Source organism: Pectobacterium parmentieri, from assembly GCF_001742145.1.
Taxonomy (GTDB): domain Bacteria; phylum Pseudomonadota; class Gammaproteobacteria; order Enterobacterales; family Enterobacteriaceae; genus Pectobacterium; species Pectobacterium parmentieri.
Genome location: NZ_CP015749.1, coordinates 2,001,778 through 2,027,678, shown reverse-complemented (window position 1 = coordinate 2,027,678; position 25,901 = coordinate 2,001,778). Strand labels below are relative to the sequence as shown.

The window sequence follows — 25,901 nt, the reverse complement described above, 5'->3', positions numbered from 1 at the left end:
TAAGAGAACGAAAAGGTCGCAGGGTGATGCCGTCAGGGTGGTATAATCCTTCCATTCTGTATTTCTTCTTATAGTTAGATTGTCTATGCATTGTGCCCGCTACAGCACGGGAACCTGTCGTTCCTGCCAATGGCTGGAAAAAGCCTACCCACAGCAATTGTCTGATAAGCAGCAGCACCTTGAAGGCTTGTTACAATCACATGCCGTACAGCGCTGGCTACCCGTGCAGCCTTCTGTGCAGTCTGCATTTCGTAATAAAGCCAAAATGGTGGTGAGTGGTAGCGTGGAGCGCCCGCTGTTGGGGATGTTACACCGTGATGGAACCGCAGTGGATCTCTGTGATTGCCCGCTTTATCCGTCCAGTTTCTTGCCTGCTTTCGACGTGCTTAAAGCCTTCATTGCCCGTGCGGGGCTGACGCCTTATAACGTGGCGCGCCGACGTGGAGAACTGAAATACCTGCTGCTGACGGAAAGTACGCAGCGCGGTACGTTCATGCTACGCTTCGTCTTACGCTCGGAAACCAAGCTGGCACAGCTACGTGCCGCATTGCCCTGGCTACAGCAGCAGTTACCCCAGCTTGAGGTGATATCCGTCAATATCCAGCCAGTGCATCAGGCGATTATGGAAGGGAAAACGGAGATTATCCTGAGTGACGCTGCCGCGCTGGCCGAACAGTTTAATCAGGTGCCGCTATATATTCGTCCGCAAAGCTTTTTCCAGACGAACCCGCAGGTAGCGGCTACTCTGTATGCGACGGCACGTGACTGGGTCGCTGAGTTGAATATTACCAGTATGTGGGATCTGTTTTGCGGAGTAGGGGGTTTTGGTCTGCACTGTGCATCACCCGAGATGCGTTTAACTGGCATTGAAATCAGCGCCGAGGCGATAGCCTGCGCTCGTCGCTCTGCGGAACAGTTAGGGCTGAAGCAAGTGGAGTTCCAGGCGTTGGATTCCACGCAGTTCGCGACGGCTAAAGCGGAAATACCTGAGCTGGTGCTGGTTAACCCGCCGCGCCGTGGTATCGGCAGCGAACTGTGCGCCTACCTGAGCCGGATGGCACCGGACTACATTCTCTATTCCAGTTGTAACGCGGAAAGCATGGCAAAAGACATGACGGAACTGGCGAATTACCGCGCGTTGCGCGTACAGTTGTTCGATATGTTCCCGCACACGGCGCACTATGAGGTGCTGACGTTACTGAAGCGTGCTTGATGAGCGATAACTATATGTAATAAAAAATATCTTGGTGGCAATTTACTACGTTGTTGTATCCATGTTCGACAGTATGAAAGTTTCGGGCGTGTCAATTCTGGTGCCTTTCTATGATTTCATCACACGCCCGACAAGGAGCGCTCAATTGCCGCAGCTCCTTGACCATTGGCTTTTGGCGTGAATTGCGCCGCTGCGCGGTGCCTTCGGCGATCGTTCCCGCTTTTCGAGCCGCCAGTGACGTGTTTACTCGCCCCATAAATAATGGGGCTCACCCTTCGGGCCAGCACAAGTGCTGTTCAAAAACGTCTCTGACGTTTTTGTCCGACGCGGCACTGTCTTTCGCGGCGTCCTGCCGCTCACTCGACGGTAACGATCACCTCAGCGCAATTTTTACGCCCGGACGACAAAAAGCGGCGTTATATGCATGATTTCATATGATACTACACCGCGCAGATCGAACCTTATTGCGGGAACCATTTGTCATTGATGGTTTTGTACGTGCCGTCCGCTTTGATTGCGTCCAACGCGTTATTCAGTTTCTCCAGCAGCGCCTTGTCATCGGGACGAACAGCGATGCCCAATCCAGTGCCGAAGTATTCGGCGTCAGTCACGTGTTCGCCCACCGTCGTTAACTCAGGGCTCGTCTTAATCCACTCGTTGACGACGGCGGTATCGCCGAATACGCCGTCGATACGGCCATTTTTCAGATCCAGTACCGCGTTTTGGTAGCTGTCATAAGAGACAGTCTGCACTTCTGGGTGCTTATCGTGCATGTATTTCTGGTGCGTTGTACCGTTTTCCATACCAATACGTTTGCCTTTCATCGCGGCAAAGTCGCTGAATTTTCCTTTTTGCGCGATAACCACGGCAGAGTTGGCATAGTAAGGCTGGGTGAAAGTGACCTGCTTGCTGCGCTCCGGCGTGATATCCATACCGGAAATCACCGCGTCATAGCGACGGAATTTCAGCGCAGGGATTAGGCTGTCAAACGCCTGATTGGTGAACGTACAGGTGGCTTGCATTTGCTTGCACAGCGCTTTCGCCAAGTCCATATCGAAACCGACAATTTCGTTGCTGGCATCCAGTGACTCAAAGGGGGGATAGGTGGCTGATGACGCAAAACGGATGGTGTCTGCGGCGGTGGCGCTGAAGGCGATTCCTGCCAGTAACGTGGCGAGCACTAATTTTTTCATTACCTACTCCTGTCGGTTTTTCTTATAGTGTATACCCATCATATTTCAAGTTGCATGTGCGTTGGTTGCGCTTACATACTCGGCCCGTCCTGGCCTCACCCCTTCGGGGTCAGCGCAAGCGCTGTTCAAAACGCTAACGTTTTGTCCTGAAACTCGAATTATTTAGGGTATATAGTTGCGCGGAAGGATTCCGGCGTTATGGTAATTACCATGCCATTTATTGAATTTATATGCAATTAAAATGATTATTAAATCGATTTATTGCATGTCTTTACATCAGCACGCCATAAAAAAGCAGGCTATTAAAGCCTGCTTTTGAAGAGGGTAAGGGTCAGTTACGACGTTCGAATGCCAGTGAGCGGCGTTCAACCCAGCGCATCAATAATGTCAGTAACCCATTGACACAAAGGTAGATAATTCCGGCTGCGCCAAACACCATCACATCATATGTGCGGCCATACATCAGTTGGCTGTAACCCATGACTTCCATCAGTGTGATGGTATAAGCCAGCGATGTACTCTTAAATACCAGAACGACTTCATTTGAATAAGAAGACAGCGCACGTTTAAATGCGAACGGCAGTAAAATACGTAATGTCTGCTTCTGATCCATTCCCAAGGCTGCGCAGGATTGCCACTGTCCGGCGGGAATGGCTTTTACCGCCCCATAGAACAGTTGCGTAGTATAAGCGGCACTATTGAGCGCCAGCGCCACCATCGCGCACAGCCACGGCTGTGAAAGTAGGTTCCACAGCCAGGGAATTTGCTGAATAGCGGTAAATTGCCCTGGGCCGTAGTAAATCAGGAAAATTTGTACCAGCAGCGGCGTACCGGTAAACAGCGTAATGTAGACCTTTGCCAACAGCGATACGACAGGGGTTTTGAGCGTCAGCACGACGGTCAGCAGCAGTGATAACACCAACGCGACGACAATGGAGACGGCGGTTAACGTCAGGCTGGTATGCAGGCCTTTTAATAGCTCAGGTAAATAAGCGAGCATCAGGACGGTCTCCGCTCAAAACGCGTGGTGTGTAGGTCAATGCGTTTCAGCACATACTGACTTAACAGCGTAATCACCAAATAGATAGCCGCTGCGACGACGTACCAGGTAAAGGGTTCCTGCGTTCGTGTAGCAATGCTTTTGGTTTGCAGCATCAGATCGTTAACGCTAATCAGCGAAACCAGAGCGGTATCTTTCAGCAATACCAGCCACTGATTACCTAATCCCGGCAGGGCGTGACGCCACATCTGCGGCATGATCAAACGGAAAAAGATCGCGGCTTTACTAAGCCCCAGTGCCTGACCCGATTCCCATTGTCCTTGTGGTACCGCTTTTAGCGCACCGCGTAGCGTTTGGGATGCGTAGGCCGCATACAGCAACGCCAGCGCAATCACGCCACACAGAAATGGGCTGATCTCAAACATGCCGATATCCAGCTTTACCGGAATCTGCACAATCAAAAGGTTCAGGGTAAAGCCATCCGCCAGCATCATCAGCAGTTGGGAAGAACCGAAATAGATAAACAGCACCACCAGAATTTCGGGCAGGCCGCGCAATAATGTGACTACCGCTGTGCCCGTCCAGCTAACGGCTTTCCAGCGTACGGTTTCCCAAACGGCAAACAGCATCGCCAGCACAAGACCGAGCACCAGTGCACAAACGGCAAGGCCGACGGTCATCCCGGCGGCGCTTGCAAGAGGTTGAAATTCAATCATTGAGTGTCAGATTACTGCTGAAACCATTTTTTGTAGATGGTCTCGTAAGTCCCATCCTGCTTGATTTTGTTGAGCGCATCGTTGAATTTTTTCAGCAGCTCATCGTTATTCTGACGCACGGCGATACCCAGGCCGATACCGAAGTAACCTTTATCCGTCACGCTTTCACCGACGGAGGCCAGCGTATCGTTCTGCTTCAGCCATTCGTTAACCACGGCAGTGTCACCGAATACTGCGTCCAGACGGCCATTTTTCAGATCCAGTACTGCATTCTGGTAGCTATCGTAAGGCACAGTTTTAATGTCGCTGTGTTTTTCCATCAGGTATTTCTGGTGGGTTGTGCCATTTTGCACGCCAACGCGCTTGCCTGTCAGCGCCGCGACATCGGCAACTTTCCCTTTCTGAGCGATAAACAGGGCGGCATTATCATAGTAAGGCTGAGAGAATGACACTTGCTGCTGACGTTCAGGGGTAATATCCATCCCTGCGATAACGGCTTCAAAACGACGGAACTTGAGGCCTGGAATCAGGCTGTCGAAAGCCTGATTGCTGAACGTGCAGTTTGCCTGCATTTCTTTGCACAGTGCATTAGCCAGATCGATATCAAAACCCTGAATCTGGTTATTGGCATCGACAAACTCGAACGGAGGGTAGGACGCTTCGGTTGCAAAACGAATAGTGTCTGCGGCGTTAGCGGAGACAGCACCAGCGGCGAATAAGGCTGCGACAATCAATTTTTTCATTATCATTTTCCTGATAGTAATCAATGTGACAAATAACCAGCGAATTCAGGCGTCTGCGGCTGCGTAAAGTGCGTTGCATCCCCTTGTTCAACGATGCGGCCATTTTCCATATAAACGACTCGACTGGCCGTCTTACGAGCAAATTCGACTTCGTGGGTCACGATCACCTGCGTAATACCGGTTTGCGTCAATTCACGGATGATGTTGACGACCTGCGCGGTAATTTCTGGATCCAAAGCGGCAGTGGGTTCATCAAATAACAGAACCTGAGGTTCCATCATCAGTGCGCGCGCAATCGCGACACGCTGCTGCTGTCCGCCAGAAAGATGAAGAGGAAAGCGATCGGCAAAGTCATTAAGGCGCAGGCGCGTCAGCAGTTTGTCTGCTCGCGCTTTGGCTTCTTCTTTACTCAGCCCCAGCACGCGGCAGGGGGCTTCAATCAGGTTCTGCACCACGGTCAGATGTGGCCATAAATTATATTGCTGGAACACCATGCCGACGTTCTGACGCAATTCACGGATCGCACCGTCGGACGGCGTGTGCTGAAAATCAAACTGATTACCGGCGATAGAAAGCGTGCCAGAGCGTGGCATCTCCAACAGATTAAGAACGCGTATCAACGAGCTTTTGCCCGCTCCGCTAGGACCGAGAAGAACCAGCGTCTCACCCGCAGGACACTCTAGGGTGATATCAAATAGCGCCTGGTATGTGCCGTAGAAACAGTTAATGCCGTTTAGTTGAATACTCATGCGTAAGAATTGAATAGACATTGATGCGGCGAATGTTAACGTTGGCAGAATAGTTATGCAATCACCGTGGGTTAAAATTTGCCAATAAGCGATTTATTGGTTAAATAATAGCACAAAATAATGGCTTACGGCTTGGTGGCACGGTTTCCCATTGCGGGTTTCGCAGAGCCGTACTGATATGCAGTAATAAAGGAGACAACATGCAATTATCCACTACCCCGAATCTGGAAGGTTTCACGATTACTGAATATTGTGGCGTCGTGACTGGCGAGGCCATTCTGGGGGCGAACATCTTTCGTGACTTTTTCGCCAGTATTCGTGATGTCGTCGGTGGCCGTTCCGGTGCCTATGAGAAAGAGTTGCGTAAGGCAAGGCAGATTGCGTTCAAAGAGTTGCAGGAACAAGCCGAGGATTTAGGCGCAAATGCGATTGTGGGTATTGATCTCGACTATGAAACTGTTGGGAAGGATAGCAGCATGTTGATGGTGACGGTCAGCGGTACGGCAGTGAAGGTTCGCCGCTAGCAGGTGAAAGGATAACGCGAGGTGGCGAAAAATAAACACAATGGTGAAATCACAATGTTGAAATGGGCGAGTTGCATCGTGTTGGGGCTGTTGGCGGGATGCCAATCACTCCCTTCCTCGTTGCAGGAACAGAATAATTATGTACTGGAGACCGCATTGCAGTCGCGGGCTCAGGAGTCCCGTATCCGTTTTTTGGTGATTCACTACACGGCAGAAGATTTTGCCACTTCGCTGAATATTCTGACTGATGAGCACGTCAGCGCCCATTATCTTATCCCCGCACACCCGCCGTTGCAGCACGGCAAGCCGCTTGCGTGGCAATTGGTGCCTGAATCTCAGGCTGCCTGGCATGCGGGAGCCAGTAGCTGGCGCGGGTTTAGCCGGTTGAATCATTCTTCTATCGGTATTGAGATCGAAAACGCAGGTTATCAGCGCACGCTGACAGGCTATACGTGGGCGCCGTTCACCGCTTCGCAGATTCAGCTCGTAACCGCGCTCGCCCACGATATTGTCGAACGTTACCAGATTGCGCCGCAGAACGTGGTGGCGCACAGTGATATTGCGCCACAGCGGAAACAAGACCCTGGGCCGCTTTTTCCCTGGCAGATGCTAGCGCAAGCGGGCGTGGGGGCCTGGCCGGATGTGCATCGTGTCACTTTCTATTTAAATGGACGACCGCCGATGCAACCGGTGGATGAAGCTATTTTGCTGGAAAAGCTGGGGCGCTATGGTTATTCGGTGCCGGAAACGATGACGGCGCGTGAGAAGCGACAGGTGATCGCCGCTTTCCAAATGCATTTCCGACCTGATAACTATCAAGGTCAGCCAGATGCGCAGAGCGAAGCGATCGCTGATGCATTGCTGGAAAAATACGGCAGCCGCTAAACCGCATCTTTCTCCGCCAGTTTTGCAATACGCGCCGCCATGCCACGGAAGATAAACAGGTGAGCGGGCATCATCAAAAACCAGTAGACCAGCCCGTTAAACCCAGAGGGATGCCAGCGGGCGCGAACATCCACTGTTCGATGAGTACCTTTATCCGTGATAGTAAAATTGAGTTTACCCAGCCCCGGTGCTTTCATGCCGAATAACAGTATCAACTGACGCTGTGGCTTGATCGAGATAACCTTCCAGCCGTCAATCTTGTCGCCGACTTCCAGCGTCGGGCGATCGGGGCGTCCGTAAGTCACGCCGTTGCCACAAAGATCGTCCAGTCGGGCCCGAATATTCCACAGCGTATTCGCGTAAAAATAGCCTTCCTTGCCACCGACCTGCTGGATGATCCGCCAGAGTGCCTGACTGGATGCGGACGTCTCAAGCGTATGGCCCGCCTGTTTGGGGTAAAAACCGTAATTCGGTTTCCAGCGTGCGCGGACTTCGGTGTCATCGCCCCAGTCGGCCTGCTGTACGCTCTCCATTTCGCTTTGTAGCGTGAGGCGCACGGCGTCATCAAAGCTCATCAGTTTTTGTGGAATCAACGCCTGTAGTGCGTGGCCATCGGCCTGTAAATCGTGTTTTAACCCTTGAATCAAGGCGCGGGCGATGGATGGGGGAACCGATGTCACCAGATGCAAGAACCAGACAGACACCAGATGCGTTGGCATGGGAACGGGGATCAGCAATCTGCGTTTGCCACTGATCTGAATGAAGCGCTCGAACATGGTTTGATAGCTGATGTATTCGGGGCCTGCGGCATCCATGATGCGATTCTCTGTCGCCGGGTGATGCACGATATCGATCAGATAAACCAGCAGGTTTTCCAGCGCAATCGGCGATGATTTAGAGCGTACCCAGCGCGGCGGCGTCAGCACTGGCAGGTTGTAGACCATATCGCGCATGATTTCGAACGCTGCCGACCCGACACCGATAATAATGCCTGCGCGTAGCTCCGTGACAGGAATGCCGCTACTGCGTAATACATCACCGGTGATCTGGCGCGCCAACATGTGCGGTGAGGTGTCATCCTTCGCCTGAAGCGAGCCCAGATAGATAATCTGTTTTACGCTGCTGGAGGCCAGCGCCAGCAGCAGATTCATGGCAGCCATGCGCTCTCTGGCGACGAAATCTGCGCCGTCGCCCATGCTGTGCACTAGATAATAGAGCGTCTCTGCGCCCCACAGACCATCAGGCAGGCTTTCTGGCTTGGTGAGGTCAACCTGTTGACAGTCGACGCCTGGCCAGTTCCGTGAGGAGAGGGACTCGGTATTCCGACCGGCAGCAATCACTCGTTTGCCCTGTTTGCTCAATCGCTCGGTTAAATGGCGGCCAATGTAGCCAGTTGCGCCCAGGATCAGGATCGGGGCTGATGGGGATGTCATGCGGCAGTGGCTCCATAGCAAAATATAACCATGGCTTACTATAACGGGGAAAAAGAAGAAAGTGAGGAAAAGTGTGTGACAACAGGGGGATATTTAACATGACCTACCTGCCCGATAGCAGGTGCTATCAGGCAGAAGGGGGTAAAACGAGGAGGGTATCAGGCCAGAACGGTGTCGCCTTGCAACTGGCAACTACAGGCCAAAACATAACCTTGTTCGATCTCGGCTGGTGTTAGCGTCATAGTACTGCTGGTGGTGTAATTGCCGGACAGCACGCGGGTTTTACAGCTCCCGCAAACACCGGCACGGCAAGCGGCAAGAACCTGCACCTTATTGGCCTCCAGCGCGGCTAGCAGGCTGATGCCCACTGGCACACGCAGATTCTTCAGCGGACGACTGATGGTCAGCGTGAGCTGATCGGCATCCTCATCTACGATTTCATCTGCCGGGCGGAACTGCTCTTTAAAGATGCGGTTTGACGCTACGCCAAGCTGTTGACTCAGGGTTTCAATCTGGTTCATGTACGGCGCGGGGCCACAGGTCATCACGGTGCGGCTGGTGATATCCGGCACGCGTTCGACAAGTAGATCGCCGCTGACGCGTCCGGCGAGGAAACCGGGTGCCGCGTCAAATTCTGCCATCAATGTAAGATGCAGTTGCTGCGGGTAACGCTGCACCAGATCTTGCCATTCGTTGGCAAAAATCACCTGCTGCGGGTTGCGCACGTTGAAGATAACGTGGATATCGGTTTGCGGTTTGTTTGCCAGCAGCCAGCGGCACATCGACATAATCGGTGTGACGCCGCAGCCTGCTGCGGCCATCAGGTAACGATCGCTGACTGCGTTGGCGCAGGTAAATTCGCCCTGAGCATCGGACAGCCACAGATAATCACCGACTTTTAGCGTTTGAGTCAGCCAGCGGGAACCGACGCCGTCATCCAATCTTCTCACCGTCAAGGTAATGAAACGGCTGAGGCCCGGCGAAGAAGAGATCGTATAAGCGCGTAACGTCTCCTCGCTGTTAGCGATGCTGACGAGTGCATACTGACCCGGTTGATACGGATAAAAATCATGATTAACCAGTGATATCGTCCAGACATCCGGCGTTTCCTGGGTAATCGAGTGCACCTGCATGCGGTTAGAACAAAGCGGTGTCGGCCCAGCGTGTGGTACTGGCATCGTCATAGTCAATCTCCATAACAAACGGATACGGTGAAGCGTGTAAAGATAGCGGCCCATAAGACGGTGGGCTTAGCGTGAGGCATCAGTGCTGATACCTCACGCCGCGTGACGAGGAACGCGCTCCTCCGTCCGCGTTGATTCATCAAGCGGCCAGAATGGTGTTCATGTCTTGTTCAACGGTGGTAATCGCCCGCATACCGAATTTGTCGTTCAGAATGGCAAGCAGATTGTCCGTCAGGAAGCCCGGTGCAGTTGGCCCGGTGTAAATGTTCTTCACGCCGAGAGACAGCAGGGTTAGCAGGATGACAATGGCTTTCTGTTCAAACCACGACAGTACCAGACTCAGCGGCAGGTCGTTGACGCCGCAGCCCAGTTTTTCCGCCAGTTTGACGGCTAGAATAATGGCCGCGTAGGCATCGTTACATTGGCCGACATCCAGCAGACGTGGCAGGCCTTCCAGCGTACCGAAGTCCAGTTTGTTGAAACGGTATTTACCGCATGCCAGTGTCATGATCAGGCAGTCTTGTGGAACGTTCAGCGTAAAGTCGGTGAAGTAACTACGCTCTTCACGGCTGCCATCACATCCACCAACGAGGAAGACGTGGCGCAGTTTTTTCTGTGCAACCAGGTCGATCACGGTATCGGCGGCGCTCAGTAAGGTTTCACGACCAAAGCCGACGGTGATCATGTGCTCAATTTCGCTGTACGGGAAGCCAGCCAGACCTTGTGCCTGTTTGATCACCGGGCTGAAATCGTCGCCTTCCAAATGGTTCACGCCCGGCCAGCCGACGATGCTGCGCGTCCAGATACGATCGCCGTAGTTGCCTACGTTAGGATCGATAATGCAGTTAGATGTCATGACGATCGCGCCAGGGAATTTGGCAAACTCAGTCTGTTGGTTCTGCCAGCCGCTGCCGTAGTTGCCTGCCAGATGCTTGAATTTTTTCAGCTCTGGGTAACCGTGTGCAGGCAGCATCTCGCCGTGCGTATAAATATTCACGCCAGTGCCTTCGGTTTGCTCCAGCAGCATACGCAGGTCTTTCAGGTCATGACCTGAAATCAGAATGGCTTTGCCGGCAATCGGGCGCACGTTAACAGAGGTCGGCTGTGGGTGGCCGTAAGCATCGGTTTCGCCACGGTCGAGGATTGCCATGACGTTGAAGTTCATTTTACCGATGCCCATTGCGTTGTTCAGCAGGGTATCGACATCGGCTGGGTGTGTGCCCAACCACGCCATGAAAGCATGATATTCGGCATAGAGTGCGTTGTCATACTGACCAAGAACGTGGGCGTGCTCCATATAGGCTGCTGCCCCTTTCAGGCCGTAGAGGTTCAGCATGCGTAAGCCGTGAACGTCATCACCGATGCTGGCTTTATCGCTATCCAGCGCAAAGTCTTCTGCCTGTTGCAGTAAGGTCGGAATATCGTTGCCAGCGAGTTGCAGTGCCGCCATTGGGTGATCAACGGTCACCGTTGCGTCGTGTAGGCGGCAGCGAACTGCCAGCGATTCACGCAGCGTGATGGCTTCCTGTGCGTAGCCAATAATACGTTGGGAATCGAAATTAACGTTGGTCAACGTAGAGAAGAAGGCGCGTGGCGCAAAACTGTCGACATCATGATCGATAATATCCAGCTCGCGTGCTTTCAGCGCCCAGGCAGAAAGCCCTTGCAACACAGCGACCAACAGGTCTTGCAGGTCGGAGGTTTCTGCGGTTTTACCGCACATGCCCTGCGCGTAAGAGCAGCCGTTTCCAACAGGGGTACGAATCGTTTGTTCACATTGCACACAAAACATAATGACTTCCTTTTTTTAAGTTGCATTTAAAATGCTTGTTTAAAGCATAGTGTCAGCCGAGGCAGGTAAAAAGGCTTTTTTACTGCAACTTTAGGTAAATTTGATTTAGCGCAAGTTTGGCGATGGGCAATGAAAATCACTCTCAATCACAGCCGATAAACGAGGAGGAAAACGATGATGCGAGAGCGCTTAGGAGGTAAAGAATGCCATCAATATGGGGGCTGCGAGGCTTAATAAAAAACCGTGCACGATGGCAGCCGGTACGATATCGACACCCGCGCTGCGCTGCAATACGGGCAACGTGAAATCCATCGACGTCGCGCCGCAAAGGCCTAATGCACATGAGCGGTTGCACTGCGCCAATGCCGGAACCAGCATAATGGCCAGCAGTTCGCGAATCAGGTCGTTGAAAAACGCCGCGCTGCCGATGACAGGCCCGAGGGCGTCGGTCAGCAGAATACCTGATAGCGAATACCACCCATAGCCGGATGCCATCGCCAGACCGGTTTTCAGCGGAAGTCCCAGCATCCACGCGGCAAGCAGGCCGCCGCCGAGTGCGCTGATTCCGACGATGAGCGCAATGACCAACCCGCGACGGTTTAATACGATCTGACGCAGCGTCATCCCGCTGTTACGCAATTGAATACCGACCAGAAATAGCAGAAAAATCAGCGCGTATTCGCTGCCTTGGCTGGCGTAAGTGAATCCTGACCATTGTGTTAATCCCAGCAAAAATCCACCGAAGACCACGCCGCAGAGAGTGAACGATTCAAGGATCATATGCAGGCGGGAAAGCGGGGCGGCGTTTTTAAATTTGCTGTGCCATACGCTACGTTTTTCCCACAGCCACAGTGCAATGCCGTTTGCTACGAGAATGCAAAATGCGAAGACGGCGGCGTAGCGAAAGATCAGTAATAAATTGCTGCTGAGGTCTTCCAGAAAGGCCAGGCTCATTCCCATCAAAAACAGAATAACGTACACCATCCAACCCAGTAATTGGTTAACCAACTGTAATGCTTTTTTGGCACGCAGCGGCACCAGATAGCCAATGATGAGCGGCAATAAAATAATTAATAATCCTGAATACATCACAGAATTGATGTCCTTACGCGAGAAAAACGGTGTTAACCCGTATGTTAAGGTTGCCGGGGTTGCCGCCGTCAGACATGGGATTCATCGGCTACACTTGGCGGGAAGAAATACGATAATCTATTAAAATTAAACAAATTATCGGAGTGAGTAAAGCGCTGTTTGGCAGGATGTTCTACACAATGGCCATCCTGACAGCAGAAAACCGCAGGCAGTCGCTACAGGAGAGAAGGATGCATCTGGAAAGTATTGAAATCCTGGGATTTCGGGGAATCAATCGTCTGTCACTGATACTGGACGAGAATAATGTGCTGATTGGTGAGAACGCCTGGGGGAAATCCAGTCTGTTGGATGCGCTTTCGCTGCTGCTGGCACCCACATTGCCGCTTTACCATTTTGATATGCAGGACTTTCACTTCACCCCGGGGGATGAAAACAGTCGGGAAAAACACCTTCAGGTTATTTTCACTTTTTGTGAAACCGCTCCCGGTCATCATCTCTCTCCTCGTTATCGTTCGCTGAGCCCCGTTTGGGTGGAAGGCGACGCGTCGCTATATCGCGTTTTTTATCGGCTGGAGGGGGAGGTGGATGAAAGCCAATCGGTATTCACCTGGCGCAGCTTTCTGGACGCCAATGGGCACCCGATACCGCTAGATGATATTGATGAACTGGCCAGAGAAATCGTCCGCCTGCATCCAGTACTGCGGCTGCGCGATGCGCGTTTTATGCGGCGTTTGCGTTCTGGGACGTTGGCGGCGACGTTAGATAACAGTAATGAAAAACTGGCCCAGCAGTTTGAGCAACTGATGCGAGAGTTGGTGCAAAATCCGCAGAAATTGACGGATAAAGAATTGCGTCAAGGCTTGGTGGCGATGCGGCAACTGCTGGAGCACTATTTTTCCGAGCAGAACGCCACGGGTAACGATCGCCGTCATCATCGTCATGCGCGAACACACAATGGTAAATCGTGGCGATCGCTGGACAACATTAACCGCCTGATTGCCGATCCCAACAGCCGCAGTCGCCGAATTATCCTGCTAGAACTGTTCTCCACGCTGTTACAGGCGAAAGGTTCCGTAGCGTTGGATCCGCACGCGCGTCCGCTCTTGCTGATTGAAGACCCGGAAACCCGGCTGCACCCGATTATGCTGTCCGTTGCCTGGGGACTCCTGACGCAACTGCCGCTCCAGAAAGTGACGACGACCAACTCAGGGGAATTACTGTCGTTGGTGCCGATGGAACAGGTGTGTCGTTTGGTGCGGGAATCTTCACGCGTTGCGACATATCGTATTGGCCGTCAGGGAATGAGCGCGGAGGACAGTCGACGTATCGCTTTTCACATTCGCCTGAATCGACCGGCTTCGCTTTTTGCCCGTTGCTGGCTGTTGGTTGAAGGAGAGACAGAAGTCTGGATGTTGAATGAACTGGCACGCCAGTGCGGCCATCATTTTGAGGCGGAAGGGGTGAAAGTGATTGAGTTTGCCCAGTCAGGTATCCGGCCATTGTTGAGGTTCGCACACCGTATGGGAATTGAATGGCATGTGCTGGTCGATGGCGATGATGCAGGGAAAAAATATGCGGCGACGGCAAGAAGCCTGCTATCTGCGCAGAACGAGAGTGAACGCGATCATCTGACCGTCTTGCCAGCATCGGATATGGAGCACTATATGTATCGCGAGGGATTTAGCCAAGTTTATCACCGCATCGCACAGTTGCCGGAGAAAGTACCGCTGTCGATGCATAAAATCATCATCAAGGCGATCCATCGTTCATCCAAGCCTGATTTGGCGATTGAAGTCGCGATGGAGGCGGCGGCCATGGGCAGCGATGCGATCCCTCCGCTCATTCGTAGCATGTTCTCTCGCGTGCTGTGGCTGGCTCGTGGGCGTGCAGATTAATGTGATGCAATGATAAAAATGCCGTTCAGTAGGTGAACGGCATTTGTCGCATCGTATTAATTTTTACTGGTTATCGTCGCGTGTTCTGTATAGATGTGTAGGGTGTGGAAGGAGTCAGGATATGGCCTCGACGATTTGTGGGACGATCAGGCAAGCGTGATTGCCTTTCGGCCCTTGATGTACGTCAAACCTGACAACCTGTCCGGCTTTTAGCGTTCGGTAGCCATCCATCTGAATAGTTGAGTAGTGTGCGAAGATATCGTCACCGCCCCCTTCTGGACAGATAAAACCAAACCCTTTGGCATTATTGAACCATTTAACAGTACCTGTCTCCATGCATTGACATCCTTCGCAAGAGTATTCTTTTTCAGTAAGGTGTGGTTATTTGGTTACTACGAATACGAATTGATTAAAACCTCATCAATTCATCCGTACACTTTAGTGAAATCGATCCCGACGTCAAGCAATCTACCGTGTGGTGGGTGAGGGAGTTTGTCAAAGTTTGATGCAGATAACGCTATTGGCGTCCCCGCGATCGCGGGGCGTAATCACGATATCGAGTGTTGCCCTTGAATTTTACTTTCCGGGAACCATTTATTCCCTCAGGTGGTAAAATAAAAAGTAGACGTGCTACTGTAAATGTAGAGATACCCGTAATGTCGATCGTTTAAGGATCGAGATACCGGGGGCTACCACGGTGCGAGGCATCCCTACGGGAGCCTCATCCCCGTGTTTCCCCCTAAAACCAGACTTAAATGGCCAGCATTAAGAGATACCCGTCATCTTTCAAGTCGCAGGTGCTCATTTCCTGCTTCTCGGATTTATTGGGAATAAACAGACCAATGTCGTGAGTCACGATATTCGTTACATGATGTGGATAGAGAATGGGAAACAACAGCACGTGGTCACAATCTGAGAACCTGACCGCTGATAAACAGAAAGAAAAATTGCAGCCGCCATCCATGTATAACGTGGTGTTGAATAATGATGATTACACCCCGATGGAATTTGTTATTGACGTTCTGCAAAAGTTCTTTTCTTATGATATTGAACGTGCCACACAGCTTATGTTAACTGTGCATTATCAGGGTAAAGCAATTTGTGGCGTATTCAGCGCTGAAGTGGCTGAGACCAAGGTCGTACAAGTCAATCGTTATGCCAGAGAAAACGAGCACCCGCTGCTCTGTACGCTGGAAAAAGCCTGAAGTCAGGCGATTTATTGGGAGAGGTGCCTATGCTCAATCAAGAACTGGAACTCAGTCTCAACATGGCTTTCGCCAGAGCGCGTGAGCACCGACACGAGTTTATGACCGTGGAGCACCTGTTGCTGGCTCTGCTCAGTAATCCGGCCGCGCGTGAAGCGTTGGAGGCCTGTACGGTAGATTTAGCCGCACTGCGCCAGGAACTGGAAGCCTTCATTGAACAGACCACACCAACATTACCGCAGAGTGACGATGAGCGTGAGACTCAGCCGACGCTCAGCTTCCAGCGCGTATTGCAACGCGCCGTCTTTCATGTGCAGTCTTCTGGCCGCAGCGAAGTGTCTGGTGCCAACGTTCTGGTTGCCATTTTTAGCGAACAGGAATCTCAGGCCGCCTATCTGCTGCGCAAGCATGACGTTAGCCGTCTGGATGTTGTGAACTTTATTTCTCACGGTACGCGTAAAGAAGAAACCGATCAGGCACCGAACCCTGAAAGTCCCGTCAATGAAGAGCAGGCAGGAGGGGAAGATCGTATGGAAAACTTCACCACCAATCTGAATCAACTGGCTCGCGTTGGCGGTATCGATCCGCTCATTGGCCGGGAGAAAGAACTGGAGCGCACGATTCAGGTATTATGCCGCCGCCGTAAGAATAACCCGCTGCTGGTCGGTGAATCCGGCGTGGGTAAAACCGCGATTGCAGAGGGGCTGGCCTGGCGTATTGTGCAAGGTGATGTACCGGAAGTGATGGCGGAATGCACTCTGTATTCGCTGGACATTGGTGCGTTGCTGGCAGGCACCAAATATCGCGGTGACTTTGAAAAACGATTCAAGGCGCTGTTGAAACAACTGGAACAGGATAAAAATAGCATCCTGTTCATTGATGAGATCCACACAATTATCGGTGCGGGTGCCGCATCAGGTGGTCAGGTGGATGCCGCAAACCTGATTAAACCGCTACTCTCCAGCGGTAGGATCCGCGTCATTGGATCCACCACCTATCAGGAGTTCAGCAATATCTTTGAAAAGGATCGGGCGCTGGCGCGTCGTTTCCAAAAAATCGATATCACTGAACCCAGCGTGGAAGAAACCATACAAATCATCAATGGCCTGAAGCCGAAATATGAGTCTCACCATGATGTCCGCTATACCTCAAAAGCCGTTCGTGCTGCGGTAGAGTTGGCGGTGAAATATATCAATGACCGCCATTTGCCGGATAAAGCCATCGATGTGATTGATGAAGCAGGTGCGCGTAGCCGTCTGATGCCAGCCAGCAAACGTAAGAAAACGGTCAACGTGAGCGATATCGAATCGGTCGTCGCCCGTATCGCCCGTATTCCAGAGAAAACGGTTTCTGCCAGCGATCGTGACGTGCTGAAGAATCTCAGCGATCGCCTGAAAATGCTGGTGTTTGGACAGGATAAAGCAATTGAAGCGCTGTCTGAGTCCATCAAAATGAGCCGTGCAGGGTTAGGCCAGGAGCGTAAGCCGGTAGGGTCCTTCCTGTTCGCGGGCCCTACAGGTGTCGGTAAGACGGAAGTGACGCTGCAATTGGCGAAGGCGCTGGATATTGAGCTGCTGCGCTTTGATATGTCCGAATACATGGAGCGTCATACCGTCAGTCGCCTGATTGGTGCGCCTCCAGGTTATGTTGGCTACGATCAGGGCGGTCTGCTGACGGATGCGGTGATCAAGCATCCTCATGCGGTGCTGCTGCTGGATGAGATCGAGAAAGCGCACCCTGACGTCTTTAACCTGCTGTTGCAGGTGATGGATAACGGTACGCTGACGGACAACAATGGTCGCAAAGCGGATTTCCGCAATGTCATTGTTGTTATGACGACCAATGCGGGCGTGCGGGAAACACAGCGTAAATCCATCGGTATCATCCATCAGGACAACAGTACGGATGCGATGGAAGAGATCAAGAAGGTGTTTACGCCGGAATTCCGTAACCGTCTGGATGGAATTATCTGGTTCAACCACCTATCGACCGACGTTATCCAGCAGGTTGTCGATAAATTTATCGTTGAACTTCAGGCGCAGTTGGATGCGAAAGGCGTATCACTGGAAGTCAGTGATGAAGCGCGAGATTGGCTGGCCGAGAAAGGCTATGACAAAGCGATGGGTGCCCGGCCAATGGCGCGCGTGATGCAGGAAAGCCTCAAGAAACCGCTGGCCAACGAGCTGCTGTTTGGTTCGCTGGTGGATGGGGGTTCTGTTACGGTGGAATTGGATAAAGAAGCGCAACAGTTGACGTATGGCTTCCAGAGTGCGCAGAAACGTAAAGCGGAAAGCGTTAATTAATTGATACTGCGTGTTACCTAAAAGGGATGCTGATGCATCCCTTTTTTATTGGCAGATGCGCATTGTCATAGAATACACAGAGCAATACACCTATCTACAGGTTGCCTCTGGCTAGGAAATGTTGCTTGTATCCGTCGCGCAGACTCTCAGTCGATGCCCATCAGGATCTATGGCAACAAAGGTATAACCGAACTCAAGATTTATTGGTTCGAGTTCAAATTTTACGCCTAACTTTTTCCATTCCTGATATATCGTGTCTACAGCATCAGGGGTGACATCTGACAGGCAAATTTCAAACCCACCAAATTGGGCTTGAGGTTTTGGATCAATTCCCGATTTAGACTGAATGCCTAAAATAAACTCGGAGGCGAGAGGAAAAACAGAAAATTCCTCATAGGTTTCTAATGGGTCTGATTTTAATATTTTTTTATAAAATTCAGTACTTAATGAAACATCTTCAACATAAATGATTAAGCTATTCGGTTTAAACATGTCACGTCCTTATATGAGCATTTCATCAATCGTATCGTTAATTTATATCCATACTAACTATACTCGTCATACTTCAAATTGCACGTGCGTTGGCTACGTTCAAATACTCGCCCCGAAGGGCCGCCGCAAGCAGCGTTCAAATCTGCTCCCGGCAGATTTGTCACCTGAATCACTTACTTGAGTAAGCTCATCGGGATGAAATGAGAGATATCCTGTCTCTCACCGGAGGCCAGCCGTTGGCTGGTCAAATTCGTTCCCGACGAATTTGTCCTTCTCTTGCCGCGTTACGATGCTCATGGCTGAGCATCGCCCTAAAGGGCCAACGCTTCGCGTTGTTCAAAACGTTAACGTTTTGTCCTGAAACTCGAATTATTTGGAGTATATATGCCAATTATGTTTGCAAAAGAGATGATTTTATTTGGCACGATCGTTGAGTCAGGATTGAAAGGCGATGGGCAAGATGACGCTAGCGTGAAGATAGGGACGGAAAATGTCTCAGAAAACAAAAGCCCTTACCACGAGGGAAAGGGCTGGAGAAGGAGTCACATCCTCATTTATCGCTGTTATGAGCGATGAGCGAACCGGTTAACGGCTGCGGAAGACAATGCGGCCTTTACTCAGGTCGTACGGGGTTAACTCTACAGTGACTTTGTCACCCGTCAGGATGCGGATATAGTTTTTACGCATTTTACCGGAGATATGAGCGGTAACCACGTGCCCGTTTTCCAATTCAACGCGGAACATGGTGTTGGGCAGCGTATCAAGCACGGTGCCTTGCATTTCAATATTGTCTTCTTTGGCCATCGAATCCTCTAGGTCTAACTACCTTTATTTTTTAACCGCAAGATAATGCCGAAAAACCGACATTATGTAAAGAAGCGTTCACGTTTGGAGCGTTATTTACCCGGTTTCCTTTATCACCATGTCGGTTCGGCGAGCTGTTGTGGTAACCAACAACCGCCATCGACTGCGATATCCTGCCAGTGGGAAAGCTGCTGCAGAAAGCGATCTCGGGGAATTTCACTCACGCCCAGCGAGGCTGTGTGGGAATTTAACACCTGACAGTCAATCAACTGGCCGCCATGGCGAAAAAAATGCTGCTGAAACACCAACAGCGCGTATTTTGAGGCGTTATCCGTGCGGCTGAACATTGATTCGCCGCAAAATAATCGCCCTTGTTCAATACCATATAACCCACCAACCAGTGCGCCATTGTGCCACACTTCGACGGAATGTGCTTTCCCAACCTGATGAAGTTGACGATAAGCTGAAATTATATCCGGCGTAATCCAGGTGCCGTCATGGTGCTCGTGCGCACAAGCGTGAATGACATCATCAAATGCCTGATTTAGCGTGGCGATAAAAGCGTGGCGCTTCAGAAATTTTTTCATACTACGGCTGAGGTGAAATTCGCCGGGAAACAGGACTGCGCGCGGATTTGGAGACCACCATAAGATCGGTTCACCGGGGGAGAACCAGGGGAAAATTCCCTGCCGATAGGCCGCGTTTAGCCGGGGGACGGAGAGATCGCCGCCAACGGCCAGCAGGCCATTGGGGTCGTCCAGCGCATGATTCGGGTCAGGAAACTGAAGCGATTGAGACGATAGCTGATATAGGCGCATGTTTTTCAAACGTTGTATTGCAACGACGCTTCCCTTAAACGTGTTGGCGGAATTGCCAATAACGACCTTGTTGTGCCATCAACGTCTGATGGCTGCCCTGTTCGAGCACTTTACCATCGTCCAGAATACAGATGCGATCCATTGATTCTAAACCGTATAACCGATGGGTGATAACGATCAGCGTCTTATTGGCACAGTGCTGGCGGAGTAGCTGCAGAATACGTTTTTCTGTTTCTGCGTCCAGCCCCTCTGTGGGTTCATCCAACAGAACTAATGGCGCATCATGCAATAGCGCACGCGCTAACGCGATGCGACGCTGTTCACCACCGGAGAGTTGACGACCGCCTTCTCCTAGCCAAGCATTCAGCCCCTCATTTTCCAGCAGCTTTTCCAACCCGACCTGTTGTAATACCTCTGCCAGTTTTTCATCTCGTGCAGTCGGTGCTGCCAGTAACAGGTTATCACGGAGCGTTGCGCTGAAAATGTGCACACGCTGTGGTACGACGCTCATCATGGCGCGGAGATCGTCTTCCCGCCAATTGGCAAGCGGGTGTCCATTGAGCGTAATGTCTCCGTATTCACAATCCCATGCCCGAGTCAGCAATTGTAATAGCGTCGATTTCCCGCATCCGGTGCGCCCCAGCAGCGCCAGATGTTCGCCTGCTTGAATCGAGAGCGTGATATTTTGCAGCACGGGCTGTGGCTGACCGGGATAAGTGAAGTTGACATGTGAGAGTTCAAGTAAAGCTGTGCGAGAGGTTTCCGGGCCACGCGTTGGGAACGTGACGTCAATAGGCTGACGAATGATTTGATCGACCCTTGCGGCGGAAGCAATGACTTGTCCCATATGCTGGAAGGCCACTGTGACCGGTGCCAGTGCTTCGAAGGCAGCAAGTGACGCGAACACGAACAGGGCGATTAACGCACCGGGCTGTGTGTTGCCGCCAACACCATCGGCGGCGAGCCACAGAATCAGCGTAACGGTTAGGCCACTGCATAAAATCATCACCGCCTGAGACAGACCGGTAAGGTTGGCCTGCTGGCGCTGGCGACGCAGCCAGTTAATTTCCACCAGTGCCAACTGTTGACGGACGCGATCTAGTGCGCCAAAAACGGTTAACTCCGCCTGACCTTGCAGCCAGGTGGTTAGCAGCAGGCGGTATTGCGCGCGCAGTGCGGTCAAATCCTGCCCAATGCCGTTACCTGCCCGATAAAACACCATAGGCAGACAGAGCAAGAGCACCAGCATGATGGCACCAAGCGTCAGAGCCAATGCGGCATCAATGAAGCTCAGACCGTAACAGACGATGAGAATGACGGCCAACGCGCTGACAATAGGTGAAATAACGCGAAGGTAGAGGTGGTCAAGTGTATCAACGTCTGCCACAAGTCGGTTTAGCAGTTCAGCCTGACGAAACTGTGCCAGCCCGCCTGGAGAGAGCGGCAGAATGCGAGAAAAGGTGAAAACGCGCAGACGTAGCAGAACACGAAATGTCGCATCGTGGCTGACGACTCTTTCCCCATAACGCCCTGCGGTACGGGCGATAGCGGCACCCCGCACGCCTGCAGCGGGTAGCATGTAGTTAAAAGTGAGTAGCCCGACAATCCCTGCCAGTGCGGCCCCAGCGAGAAACCAGCCGGATAGGGCGAGCAGGCCGATGCTGGCCAGCAATGTGGCGATTGCCAGTACCACGCCTAAGCTTAAGCGCCAAATGTGCTGACGATAAAGTGCCAGAAATGGTTTTAATACTCGCATCGTTTTTATCTGAGCCATTACAGCACCCCCTGTCGTTGTGCCAGCAGTGCCGCGAAAGGGCCTGTTTCGGCGCGAAGTGTTTGATAGTCCCCCTGCTGGACCAGGCGACCCTCGTCCATCACCCAAATCGCGTCATACTCGGTGATATCGTTGAGTTGGTGCGTGACCAGCAGCGTGGTCTGGGAACGTGCTGCCGTGTTCAGTGCGGCCATAACCAACTCCTCACTATGGGCATCGAGGCTGGCTGACGGTTCATCCAGTAGTAATAAGTTGCAAGGATGGATAAGCGCACGGGCGACGGCGATGCGCTGCGCCTGACCGACGGATAAACGGGCAGCACCATCGCCGATCGTTGTTTCCAGCCCTTGTGGGAGTTGCAGTAGAAATTCCTGCACATAGGCACGCTCAATCGCCTGCTGTAACGCCACAATGCTGGCCTGCGGGTTACCGAGCAGAATATTGCTGCGCAGCGTTGGTTCCGGCAAATGGGGATTTTGCCCGACCCAGCTCAATTGTTTACGCCACGATTCAGGCGTAAGTGTGTTTAGCGCTTTGCCATTAACGGTTAATGAGCCGCGATAGGGCAGGAACCCTAGCAGAGCATTAAGCAGTGAACTTTTTCCTGCTCCGCTGATACCGACCAACGCGATACGTTCGCCAGCACGGATATTGAACGTTAACGGTTGGGTTAATGGCGTGCCATTGGGTGCGAGTACAACCAAGTCTTCCGCGCGGATGGCAATCGCGGTATCGCTGCTGAATTCATGTGTGCCAAAGCCAACCGATTCGCCTTCCTCGGCTAAAAAGGTCACCAGTGATTCCGCTGCACCGATAGCTTGAGCTTTGGCATGGTAGAAGGTGCCCAGATCGCGTAAAGGTTGAAAGAATTCCGGCGCAAGAATCAGCACGAGAAAACCGGCGAAGAGCGTCACGCCCATTCCATAATGGCCAAAATCCAGCTCACCGAGATAAGAGAAACCGAAATAGACGGCGACAACCGCGATCGAAATAGAGGCGAAAAATTCCAGCACGCCCGAGGAGAGAAATGCCATACGCAGCACTTCCATGGTGCGGCTACGGAAATCTTCGGAAGCATGGCGGATTTGTTCGGTTTCAGCCTGACCGCGATGAAACAGGCGTAGAGTTTCCATCCCGCGCAGGCGATCGAGGAAGTGCCCGCTCAGGCGAGCCAACGCCAAAAAATTACGGCGGTTGGCATCCGCTGCGCCCATGCCGACCAGTGCCATAAACAGAGGGATGAGCGGTGCAGTCAGAAACAGAATCAGACCCGCAGCCCAGTTGAGCGGAAAGATGGTGATCAAGATAAGCAGCGGGATCAGTGCGGCAAGATACATTTGCGGCAGATAGCGGGCGTAATAGTCCTGCATATCATCCACCTGTTCAAGGATAATCGTTGCCCAACTGCCGGCGGGCTTACCCTGAACCCAGGCTGGGCCAAGCTGTTGTAGTCGATCCAGTACCAGTTTGCGAATGTGCTGCCGAACCGCTTGTCCGCAAAGAAAACCGACACGCTCACGTAACAGGCTGTTAAGCGCACGCAGAATAAATGTAGCGATCAGCAGAAGGAAAGGAGAAAACAGGGACTCTCGGGGGGCATGTTCAATGATCAAGGCATGAAGCAGAGTAGCTAATAGCCAGGCTTGCGCCACGATTAACGCACCGCTCAGGAACCCAAGCAGCAGTGAAAGGCGTAACCAACGTTGTGCCAGCTTGCTTTGTTGTTTCAGCCAAGCGGTTAGTTCTTGCTGTCTGGTTTTTTTCATCGGGGACCAGTTCGTTATGTTGCAGAAATGGACTTAATAGAAAATAACGCTTATGTAACCGTTGGGTAACAAAATTATCTTCTATCATACAGAATGCCGCCATGTTACCGCGACAGGAACGCGCTGCAAACGAAAAGGAGAGGGGAAATGAGGGAGGCGATCAATTTTTGTGTTGCGACAGGCAAATCGGAAGGAAGAAAACGGAACGGCCGCCGCCGCTCCGTTTCAGCTATCGTTCTACTTGTTGATGGTCAATCCATCCAGATAACGTTCAGCATCCAGTGCAGCCATACAACCGGTACCTGCGGAGGTAATAGCCTGACGGTAAATGTGATCCATTACGTCGCCTGCGGCAAAGACGCCAGGAATGCTGGTTTGCGTCGCGTTACCATGAATACCGGATTGCACTTTGATATAGCCGTTTTCCAGTGCCAGTTGGCCACCAAACACGGCAGTATTCGGGCTGTGGCCGATAGCGATAAACACGCCAGCCAGCTCCAATTCTTCAGCGGCATCGCTTTGCGTATCACGGATACGCACACCCGTTACGCCCATGTTATCGCCCAGCACTTCGTCCAGCGTGCGGTTGGTGTGTAGGATGATGTTGCCGTTTTTGACTTTGTCCATCAGACGGTCGATCAGGATCTTCTCTGAACGGAACGTCTCGCGACGGTGGATCAAATGGACTTCCGCAGCGATGTTAGACAAATACAGGGCTTCTTCGACAGCGGTATTCCCGCCGCCAACGACGGCAACTTTTTGATTCCGATAAAAGAATCCATCACAAGTCGCACAGGCGGAAACGCCTTTGCCTTTAAACGCGTCTTCAGACGGTAGGCCAAGGTAGCGAGCTGATGCGCCCGTGGCGATAATTAGTGCATCACAGGTGTATTCATCGCTGTCGCCGAATAAACGGAATGGACGGTTCTGCAAATCAACACGTTCAATATGATCAAAAATCACTTCGGTATTGAACTTGGTCGCATGTGCGTGCATACGCTCCATCAACAGCGGGCCGGTTAAATCGTCGGCATCGCCCGGCCAATTTTCTACTTCGGTCGTGGTCGTCAGTTGACCGCCTTTTTCCATACCCGTGATTAATACTGGCTGTAAATTCGCGCGTGCAGCATACACTGCGGCGGTGTAGCCAGCGGGGCCTGAGCCCAGAATCAATAACTTGTGATGTTTAACGGTACCCATGCTTTCCTCATTTCATGACGGCGGATAATGTTCATAGAACCAGCCTTTACGACAAACACGTTTCTTTAGCAACGAACATATCTACCACGAACAATGAGAACGATTGTAAGGAAATTACAAGAGTAAAAAAAGTATGCAGAAAAGTTGCTGGCTATTTGTTTAATCGTTAATGACGATGGAGATAATAAATTGCTGAAAAATCAGACGCATTCATAAGTAAAATGATTGAGCTTACCCCAGTGAATGGCTCTGGCTTATCGAATCTGGCAGTTTCTTCTGATTTTCGTTGTTTTACTTTGACAATCGGCTGTGCATTTGCGAAAACATCTAGGTAAGAGGAAATTTTTTGTATGTGGACAGTTAAAAGCTCGGCTTTTTTATTCGTTTTTGCGCAGGTAGGCCTTTGGGCCACGGATATGACGTGATGGTCTTCTTCGCGGGTGAGCAATACGTGGGGCGAGAGCGAAAAGTTAATGACTGTTGATAGACAAAATAGGCAGCGTGTCTTCTTTAAGGGTAACTCTGATACATGAGGTCTATCGGGGTAAAGCGGGTGCAGGGAAAAGTGAAGAGAGACAATAATAATGGTAGACACTAAAAAGCGACCAGGAAAAGATCTCGATCGTATTGATCGTAACATCCTGAACGAATTGCAAAAAGATGGGCGTATTTCCAATGTCGAGCTTTCCAAACGGGTTGGGCTGTCGCCAACACCTTGTCTGGAGCGTGTGCGTCGTCTGGAAAGACAGGGTTTCATTAATGGCTACACAGCGCTGCTAAACCCGCATTATCTGGATGCGTCACTGCTGGTTTTCGTTGAAATAACGCTAAATCGCGGTGCGCCTGATGTGTTTGAACAGTTTAACTCTGCGGTGCAGAAGTTGGAAGAAATTCAGGAATGCCATCTGGTTTCCGGTGATTTTGACTACCTGTTGAAAACGCGCGTACCGGACATGTCCGCTTACCGTAAACTCCTGGGCGAAACGCTGCTGCGTTTGCCGGGTGTAAACGACACCCGTACTTACGTGGTGATGGAAGAAGTGAAGCAAAGCAACCGTCTGGTCATTAAGACTCGATAAACGCGTGGGTGCAAAACCCGATAAATTCAGCTACACTCCTG

Annotated in this window: 23 protein-coding genes; 7 read left to right on the top strand and 16 right to left on the bottom strand. The window is 51.6% G+C overall.

Going from position 1 to position 25,901, the window contains the following annotated elements:
• The first annotated feature begins 85 nt into the window (after positions 1-85).
• Positions 86-1,213, top strand: a complete 1,128-nt coding sequence (rlmC, locus tag A8F97_RS09040) for a 23S rRNA (uracil(747)-C(5))-methyltransferase RlmC (RefSeq protein ID WP_033071356.1) — start codon at positions 86-88, stop codon at positions 1,211-1,213.
• Between the two features lie 461 nt (positions 1,214-1,674).
• On the opposite strand, the gene artJ (A8F97_RS09035) is transcribed toward rlmC, so the two are convergent.
• The 5 genes from artJ (A8F97_RS09035) to artP form a co-directional block, all read right to left on the bottom strand.
• Positions 1,675-2,406 carry an arginine ABC transporter substrate-binding protein gene (artJ, locus tag A8F97_RS09035; RefSeq protein WP_025918957.1) on the bottom strand — a complete coding sequence of 244 codons (732 nt, stop codon included), beginning with the start codon at positions 2,404-2,406 and terminating at the stop codon, positions 1,675-1,677.
• A 331-nt stretch (positions 2,407-2,737) separates the two neighbouring features.
• Positions 2,738-3,406, bottom strand: a complete 669-nt coding sequence (artM, locus tag A8F97_RS09030) for an arginine ABC transporter permease ArtM (RefSeq protein WP_014699630.1) — start codon at positions 3,404-3,406, stop codon at positions 2,738-2,740.
• Positions 3,406-4,122 carry an arginine ABC transporter permease ArtQ gene (gene artQ / locus A8F97_RS09025; protein ID WP_014699631.1) on the bottom strand — a complete coding sequence of 239 codons (717 nt, stop codon included), beginning with the start codon at positions 4,120-4,122 and terminating at the stop codon, positions 3,406-3,408. The genes artM and artQ overlap by 1 nt, the downstream gene beginning before the upstream one ends.
• An 11-nt stretch (positions 4,123-4,133) precedes the next feature.
• Positions 4,134-4,865: an arginine ABC transporter substrate-binding protein gene (artJ, locus tag A8F97_RS09020; protein WP_014699632.1), complete on the bottom strand. Its 732-nt coding sequence runs from the start codon at positions 4,863-4,865 to the stop codon at positions 4,134-4,136.
• Positions 4,866-4,885: 20 nt separating this feature from the next.
• Positions 4,886-5,614, bottom strand: a complete 729-nt coding sequence (artP, locus tag A8F97_RS09015; protein ID WP_309136479.1) for an arginine ABC transporter ATP-binding protein ArtP — start codon at positions 5,612-5,614, stop codon at positions 4,886-4,888.
• A gap of 200 nt (positions 5,615-5,814) precedes the next feature.
• Between artP and A8F97_RS09010 the strand changes: the two genes are divergently transcribed.
• Together A8F97_RS09010 and A8F97_RS09005 are read left to right on the top strand one after the other, a co-directional pair.
• Positions 5,815-6,138, top strand: coding sequence for a heavy metal-binding domain-containing protein (locus tag A8F97_RS09010; protein WP_014699634.1), 324 nt, complete (start codon positions 5,815-5,817; stop codon positions 6,136-6,138).
• 54 nt (positions 6,139-6,192) lie between these two features.
• Entirely contained in the window at positions 6,193-7,023 is an 831-nt protein-coding gene (locus A8F97_RS09005; protein WP_014699635.1) for an N-acetylmuramoyl-L-alanine amidase, read from the top strand.
• On the opposite strand, the gene A8F97_RS09000 is transcribed toward A8F97_RS09005, so the two are convergent.
• From A8F97_RS09000 to A8F97_RS08985, 4 genes are all read right to left on the bottom strand, one after another.
• Positions 7,020-8,456 carry a DUF2867 domain-containing protein gene (locus tag A8F97_RS09000; RefSeq protein ID WP_033071358.1) on the bottom strand — a complete coding sequence of 479 codons (1,437 nt, stop codon included), beginning with the start codon at positions 8,454-8,456 and terminating at the stop codon, positions 7,020-7,022. The genes A8F97_RS09005 and A8F97_RS09000 overlap by 4 nt on opposite strands.
• Positions 8,457-8,614: 158 nt before the next feature.
• Positions 8,615-9,640: an NADH oxidoreductase gene (hcr, locus tag A8F97_RS08995; RefSeq protein WP_015730320.1), complete on the bottom strand. Its 1,026-nt coding sequence runs from the start codon at positions 9,638-9,640 to the stop codon at positions 8,615-8,617.
• Between the two features lie 139 nt (positions 9,641-9,779).
• Positions 9,780-11,432: a hydroxylamine reductase gene (gene hcp / locus A8F97_RS08990; RefSeq protein WP_014699638.1), complete on the bottom strand. Its 1,653-nt coding sequence runs from the start codon at positions 11,430-11,432 to the stop codon at positions 9,780-9,782.
• A 189-nt stretch (positions 11,433-11,621) separates the two neighbouring features.
• On the bottom strand, positions 11,622-12,521 hold the full coding sequence (locus tag A8F97_RS08985) for a LysO family transporter (RefSeq protein ID WP_033071359.1): 900 nt from the start codon (positions 12,519-12,521) through the stop codon (positions 11,622-11,624).
• A gap of 233 nt (positions 12,522-12,754) precedes the next feature.
• Between A8F97_RS08985 and A8F97_RS08980 the strand changes: the two genes are divergently transcribed.
• Positions 12,755-14,419, top strand: coding sequence for an ATP-dependent endonuclease (locus A8F97_RS08980; protein ID WP_014699640.1), 1,665 nt, complete (start codon positions 12,755-12,757; stop codon positions 14,417-14,419).
• 114 nt (positions 14,420-14,533) lie between these two features.
• On the opposite strand, the gene cspD is transcribed toward A8F97_RS08980, so the two are convergent.
• Positions 14,534-14,755: a cold shock-like protein CspD gene (gene cspD, locus A8F97_RS08975; RefSeq protein WP_005967383.1), complete on the bottom strand. Its 222-nt coding sequence runs from the start codon at positions 14,753-14,755 to the stop codon at positions 14,534-14,536.
• 548 nt (positions 14,756-15,303) lie between these two features.
• Between cspD and clpS the strand changes: the two genes are divergently transcribed.
• Positions 15,304-15,624 (top strand): ATP-dependent Clp protease adapter ClpS, encoded by a 321-nt coding sequence (clpS, locus tag A8F97_RS08970; RefSeq protein ID WP_005967385.1) that lies wholly within the window; start codon positions 15,304-15,306, stop codon positions 15,622-15,624.
• A 29-nt stretch (positions 15,625-15,653) separates the two neighbouring features.
• Entirely contained in the window at positions 15,654-17,927 is a 2,274-nt protein-coding gene (gene clpA, locus A8F97_RS08965; protein WP_014699641.1) for an ATP-dependent Clp protease ATP-binding subunit ClpA, read from the top strand.
• 111 nt (positions 17,928-18,038) lie between these two features.
• On the opposite strand, the gene A8F97_RS08960 is transcribed toward clpA, so the two are convergent.
• The 6 genes from A8F97_RS08960 to trxB form a co-directional block, all read right to left on the bottom strand.
• The gene (locus tag A8F97_RS08960) at positions 18,039-18,419 is read right to left on the bottom strand and encodes a VOC family protein (RefSeq protein ID WP_014699642.1); all 381 of its coding nucleotides are present in this window, start codon (positions 18,417-18,419) and stop codon (positions 18,039-18,041) included.
• A 585-nt stretch (positions 18,420-19,004) separates the two neighbouring features.
• On the bottom strand, positions 19,005-19,223 hold the full coding sequence (infA, locus tag A8F97_RS08950; RefSeq protein ID WP_002211347.1) for a translation initiation factor IF-1: 219 nt from the start codon (positions 19,221-19,223) through the stop codon (positions 19,005-19,007).
• Positions 19,224-19,336: 113 nt separating this feature from the next.
• The gene (gene aat / locus A8F97_RS08945) at positions 19,337-20,041 is read right to left on the bottom strand and encodes a leucyl/phenylalanyl-tRNA--protein transferase (RefSeq protein ID WP_014699644.1); all 705 of its coding nucleotides are present in this window, start codon (positions 20,039-20,041) and stop codon (positions 19,337-19,339) included.
• 34 nt (positions 20,042-20,075) lie between these two features.
• Positions 20,076-21,815 (bottom strand): heme ABC transporter ATP-binding protein/permease CydC, encoded by a 1,740-nt coding sequence (gene cydC / locus A8F97_RS08940; RefSeq protein ID WP_033071361.1) that lies wholly within the window; start codon positions 21,813-21,815, stop codon positions 20,076-20,078.
• Positions 21,815-23,581: a heme ABC transporter permease/ATP-binding protein CydD gene (cydD, locus tag A8F97_RS08935; RefSeq protein ID WP_033071362.1), complete on the bottom strand. Its 1,767-nt coding sequence runs from the start codon at positions 23,579-23,581 to the stop codon at positions 21,815-21,817. Before cydD ends, cydC begins: the two co-directional genes overlap by 1 nt.
• Positions 23,582-23,818: 237 nt before the next feature.
• Positions 23,819-24,781 (bottom strand): thioredoxin-disulfide reductase, encoded by a 963-nt coding sequence (gene trxB, locus A8F97_RS08930; RefSeq protein ID WP_014699647.1) that lies wholly within the window; start codon positions 24,779-24,781, stop codon positions 23,819-23,821.
• Between the two features lie 584 nt (positions 24,782-25,365).
• Between trxB and lrp the strand changes: the two genes are divergently transcribed.
• A complete protein-coding gene (lrp, locus tag A8F97_RS08925; RefSeq protein ID WP_005967536.1) occupies positions 25,366-25,860 on the top strand; it encodes a leucine-responsive transcriptional regulator Lrp in 495 nt (164 codons plus the stop codon).
• Positions 25,861-25,901 lie beyond the last annotated feature (41 nt).

Excerpts from the sequence above, each read along its gene's own strand:
- rlmC (WP_033071356.1), top strand. The coding sequence starts at position 86 with ATGCATTGTGCCCGCTACAGCACGGGAACCTGTCGTTCCTGCCAATGG.
- artJ (WP_025918957.1), bottom strand. The coding sequence starts at position 2,406 with ATGAAAAAATTAGTGCTCGCCACGTTACTGGCAGGAATCGCCTTCAGC.
- artM (WP_014699630.1), bottom strand. The coding sequence starts at position 3,406 with ATGCTCGCTTATTTACCTGAGCTATTAAAAGGCCTGCATACCAGCCTG.
- artQ (WP_014699631.1), bottom strand. The coding sequence starts at position 4,122 with ATGATTGAATTTCAACCTCTTGCAAGCGCCGCCGGGATGACCGTCGGC.
- artJ (WP_014699632.1), bottom strand. The coding sequence starts at position 4,865 with ATGAAAAAATTGATTGTCGCAGCCTTATTCGCCGCTGGTGCTGTCTCC.
- artP (WP_309136479.1), bottom strand. The coding sequence starts at position 5,614 with ATGAGTATTCAACTAAACGGCATTAACTGTTTCTACGGCACATACCAG.
- A8F97_RS09010 (WP_014699634.1), top strand. The coding sequence starts at position 5,815 with ATGCAATTATCCACTACCCCGAATCTGGAAGGTTTCACGATTACTGAA.
- A8F97_RS09005 (WP_014699635.1), top strand. The coding sequence starts at position 6,193 with ATGTTGAAATGGGCGAGTTGCATCGTGTTGGGGCTGTTGGCGGGATGC.
- A8F97_RS09000 (WP_033071358.1), bottom strand. The coding sequence starts at position 8,456 with ATGACATCCCCATCAGCCCCGATCCTGATCCTGGGCGCAACTGGCTAC.
- hcr (WP_015730320.1), bottom strand. The coding sequence starts at position 9,640 with ATGACGATGCCAGTACCACACGCTGGGCCGACACCGCTTTGTTCTAAC.
- hcp (WP_014699638.1), bottom strand. The coding sequence starts at position 11,432 with ATGTTTTGTGTGCAATGTGAACAAACGATTCGTACCCCTGTTGGAAAC.
- A8F97_RS08985 (WP_033071359.1), bottom strand. The coding sequence starts at position 12,521 with ATGTATTCAGGATTATTAATTATTTTATTGCCGCTCATCATTGGCTAT.
- A8F97_RS08980 (WP_014699640.1), top strand. The coding sequence starts at position 12,755 with ATGCATCTGGAAAGTATTGAAATCCTGGGATTTCGGGGAATCAATCGT.
- cspD (WP_005967383.1), bottom strand. The coding sequence starts at position 14,755 with ATGGAGACAGGTACTGTTAAATGGTTCAATAATGCCAAAGGGTTTGGT.
- clpS (WP_005967385.1), top strand. The coding sequence starts at position 15,304 with ATGGGAAACAACAGCACGTGGTCACAATCTGAGAACCTGACCGCTGAT.
- clpA (WP_014699641.1), top strand. The coding sequence starts at position 15,654 with ATGCTCAATCAAGAACTGGAACTCAGTCTCAACATGGCTTTCGCCAGA.
- A8F97_RS08960 (WP_014699642.1), bottom strand. The coding sequence starts at position 18,419 with ATGTTTAAACCGAATAGCTTAATCATTTATGTTGAAGATGTTTCATTA.
- infA (WP_002211347.1), bottom strand. The coding sequence starts at position 19,223 with ATGGCCAAAGAAGACAATATTGAAATGCAAGGCACCGTGCTTGATACG.
- aat (WP_014699644.1), bottom strand. The coding sequence starts at position 20,041 with ATGCGCCTATATCAGCTATCGTCTCAATCGCTTCAGTTTCCTGACCCG.
- cydC (WP_033071361.1), bottom strand. The coding sequence starts at position 21,815 with ATGGCTCAGATAAAAACGATGCGAGTATTAAAACCATTTCTGGCACTT.
- cydD (WP_033071362.1), bottom strand. The coding sequence starts at position 23,581 with ATGAAAAAAACCAGACAGCAAGAACTAACCGCTTGGCTGAAACAACAA.
- trxB (WP_014699647.1), bottom strand. The coding sequence starts at position 24,781 with ATGGGTACCGTTAAACATCACAAGTTATTGATTCTGGGCTCAGGCCCC.
- lrp (WP_005967536.1), top strand. The coding sequence starts at position 25,366 with ATGGTAGACACTAAAAAGCGACCAGGAAAAGATCTCGATCGTATTGAT.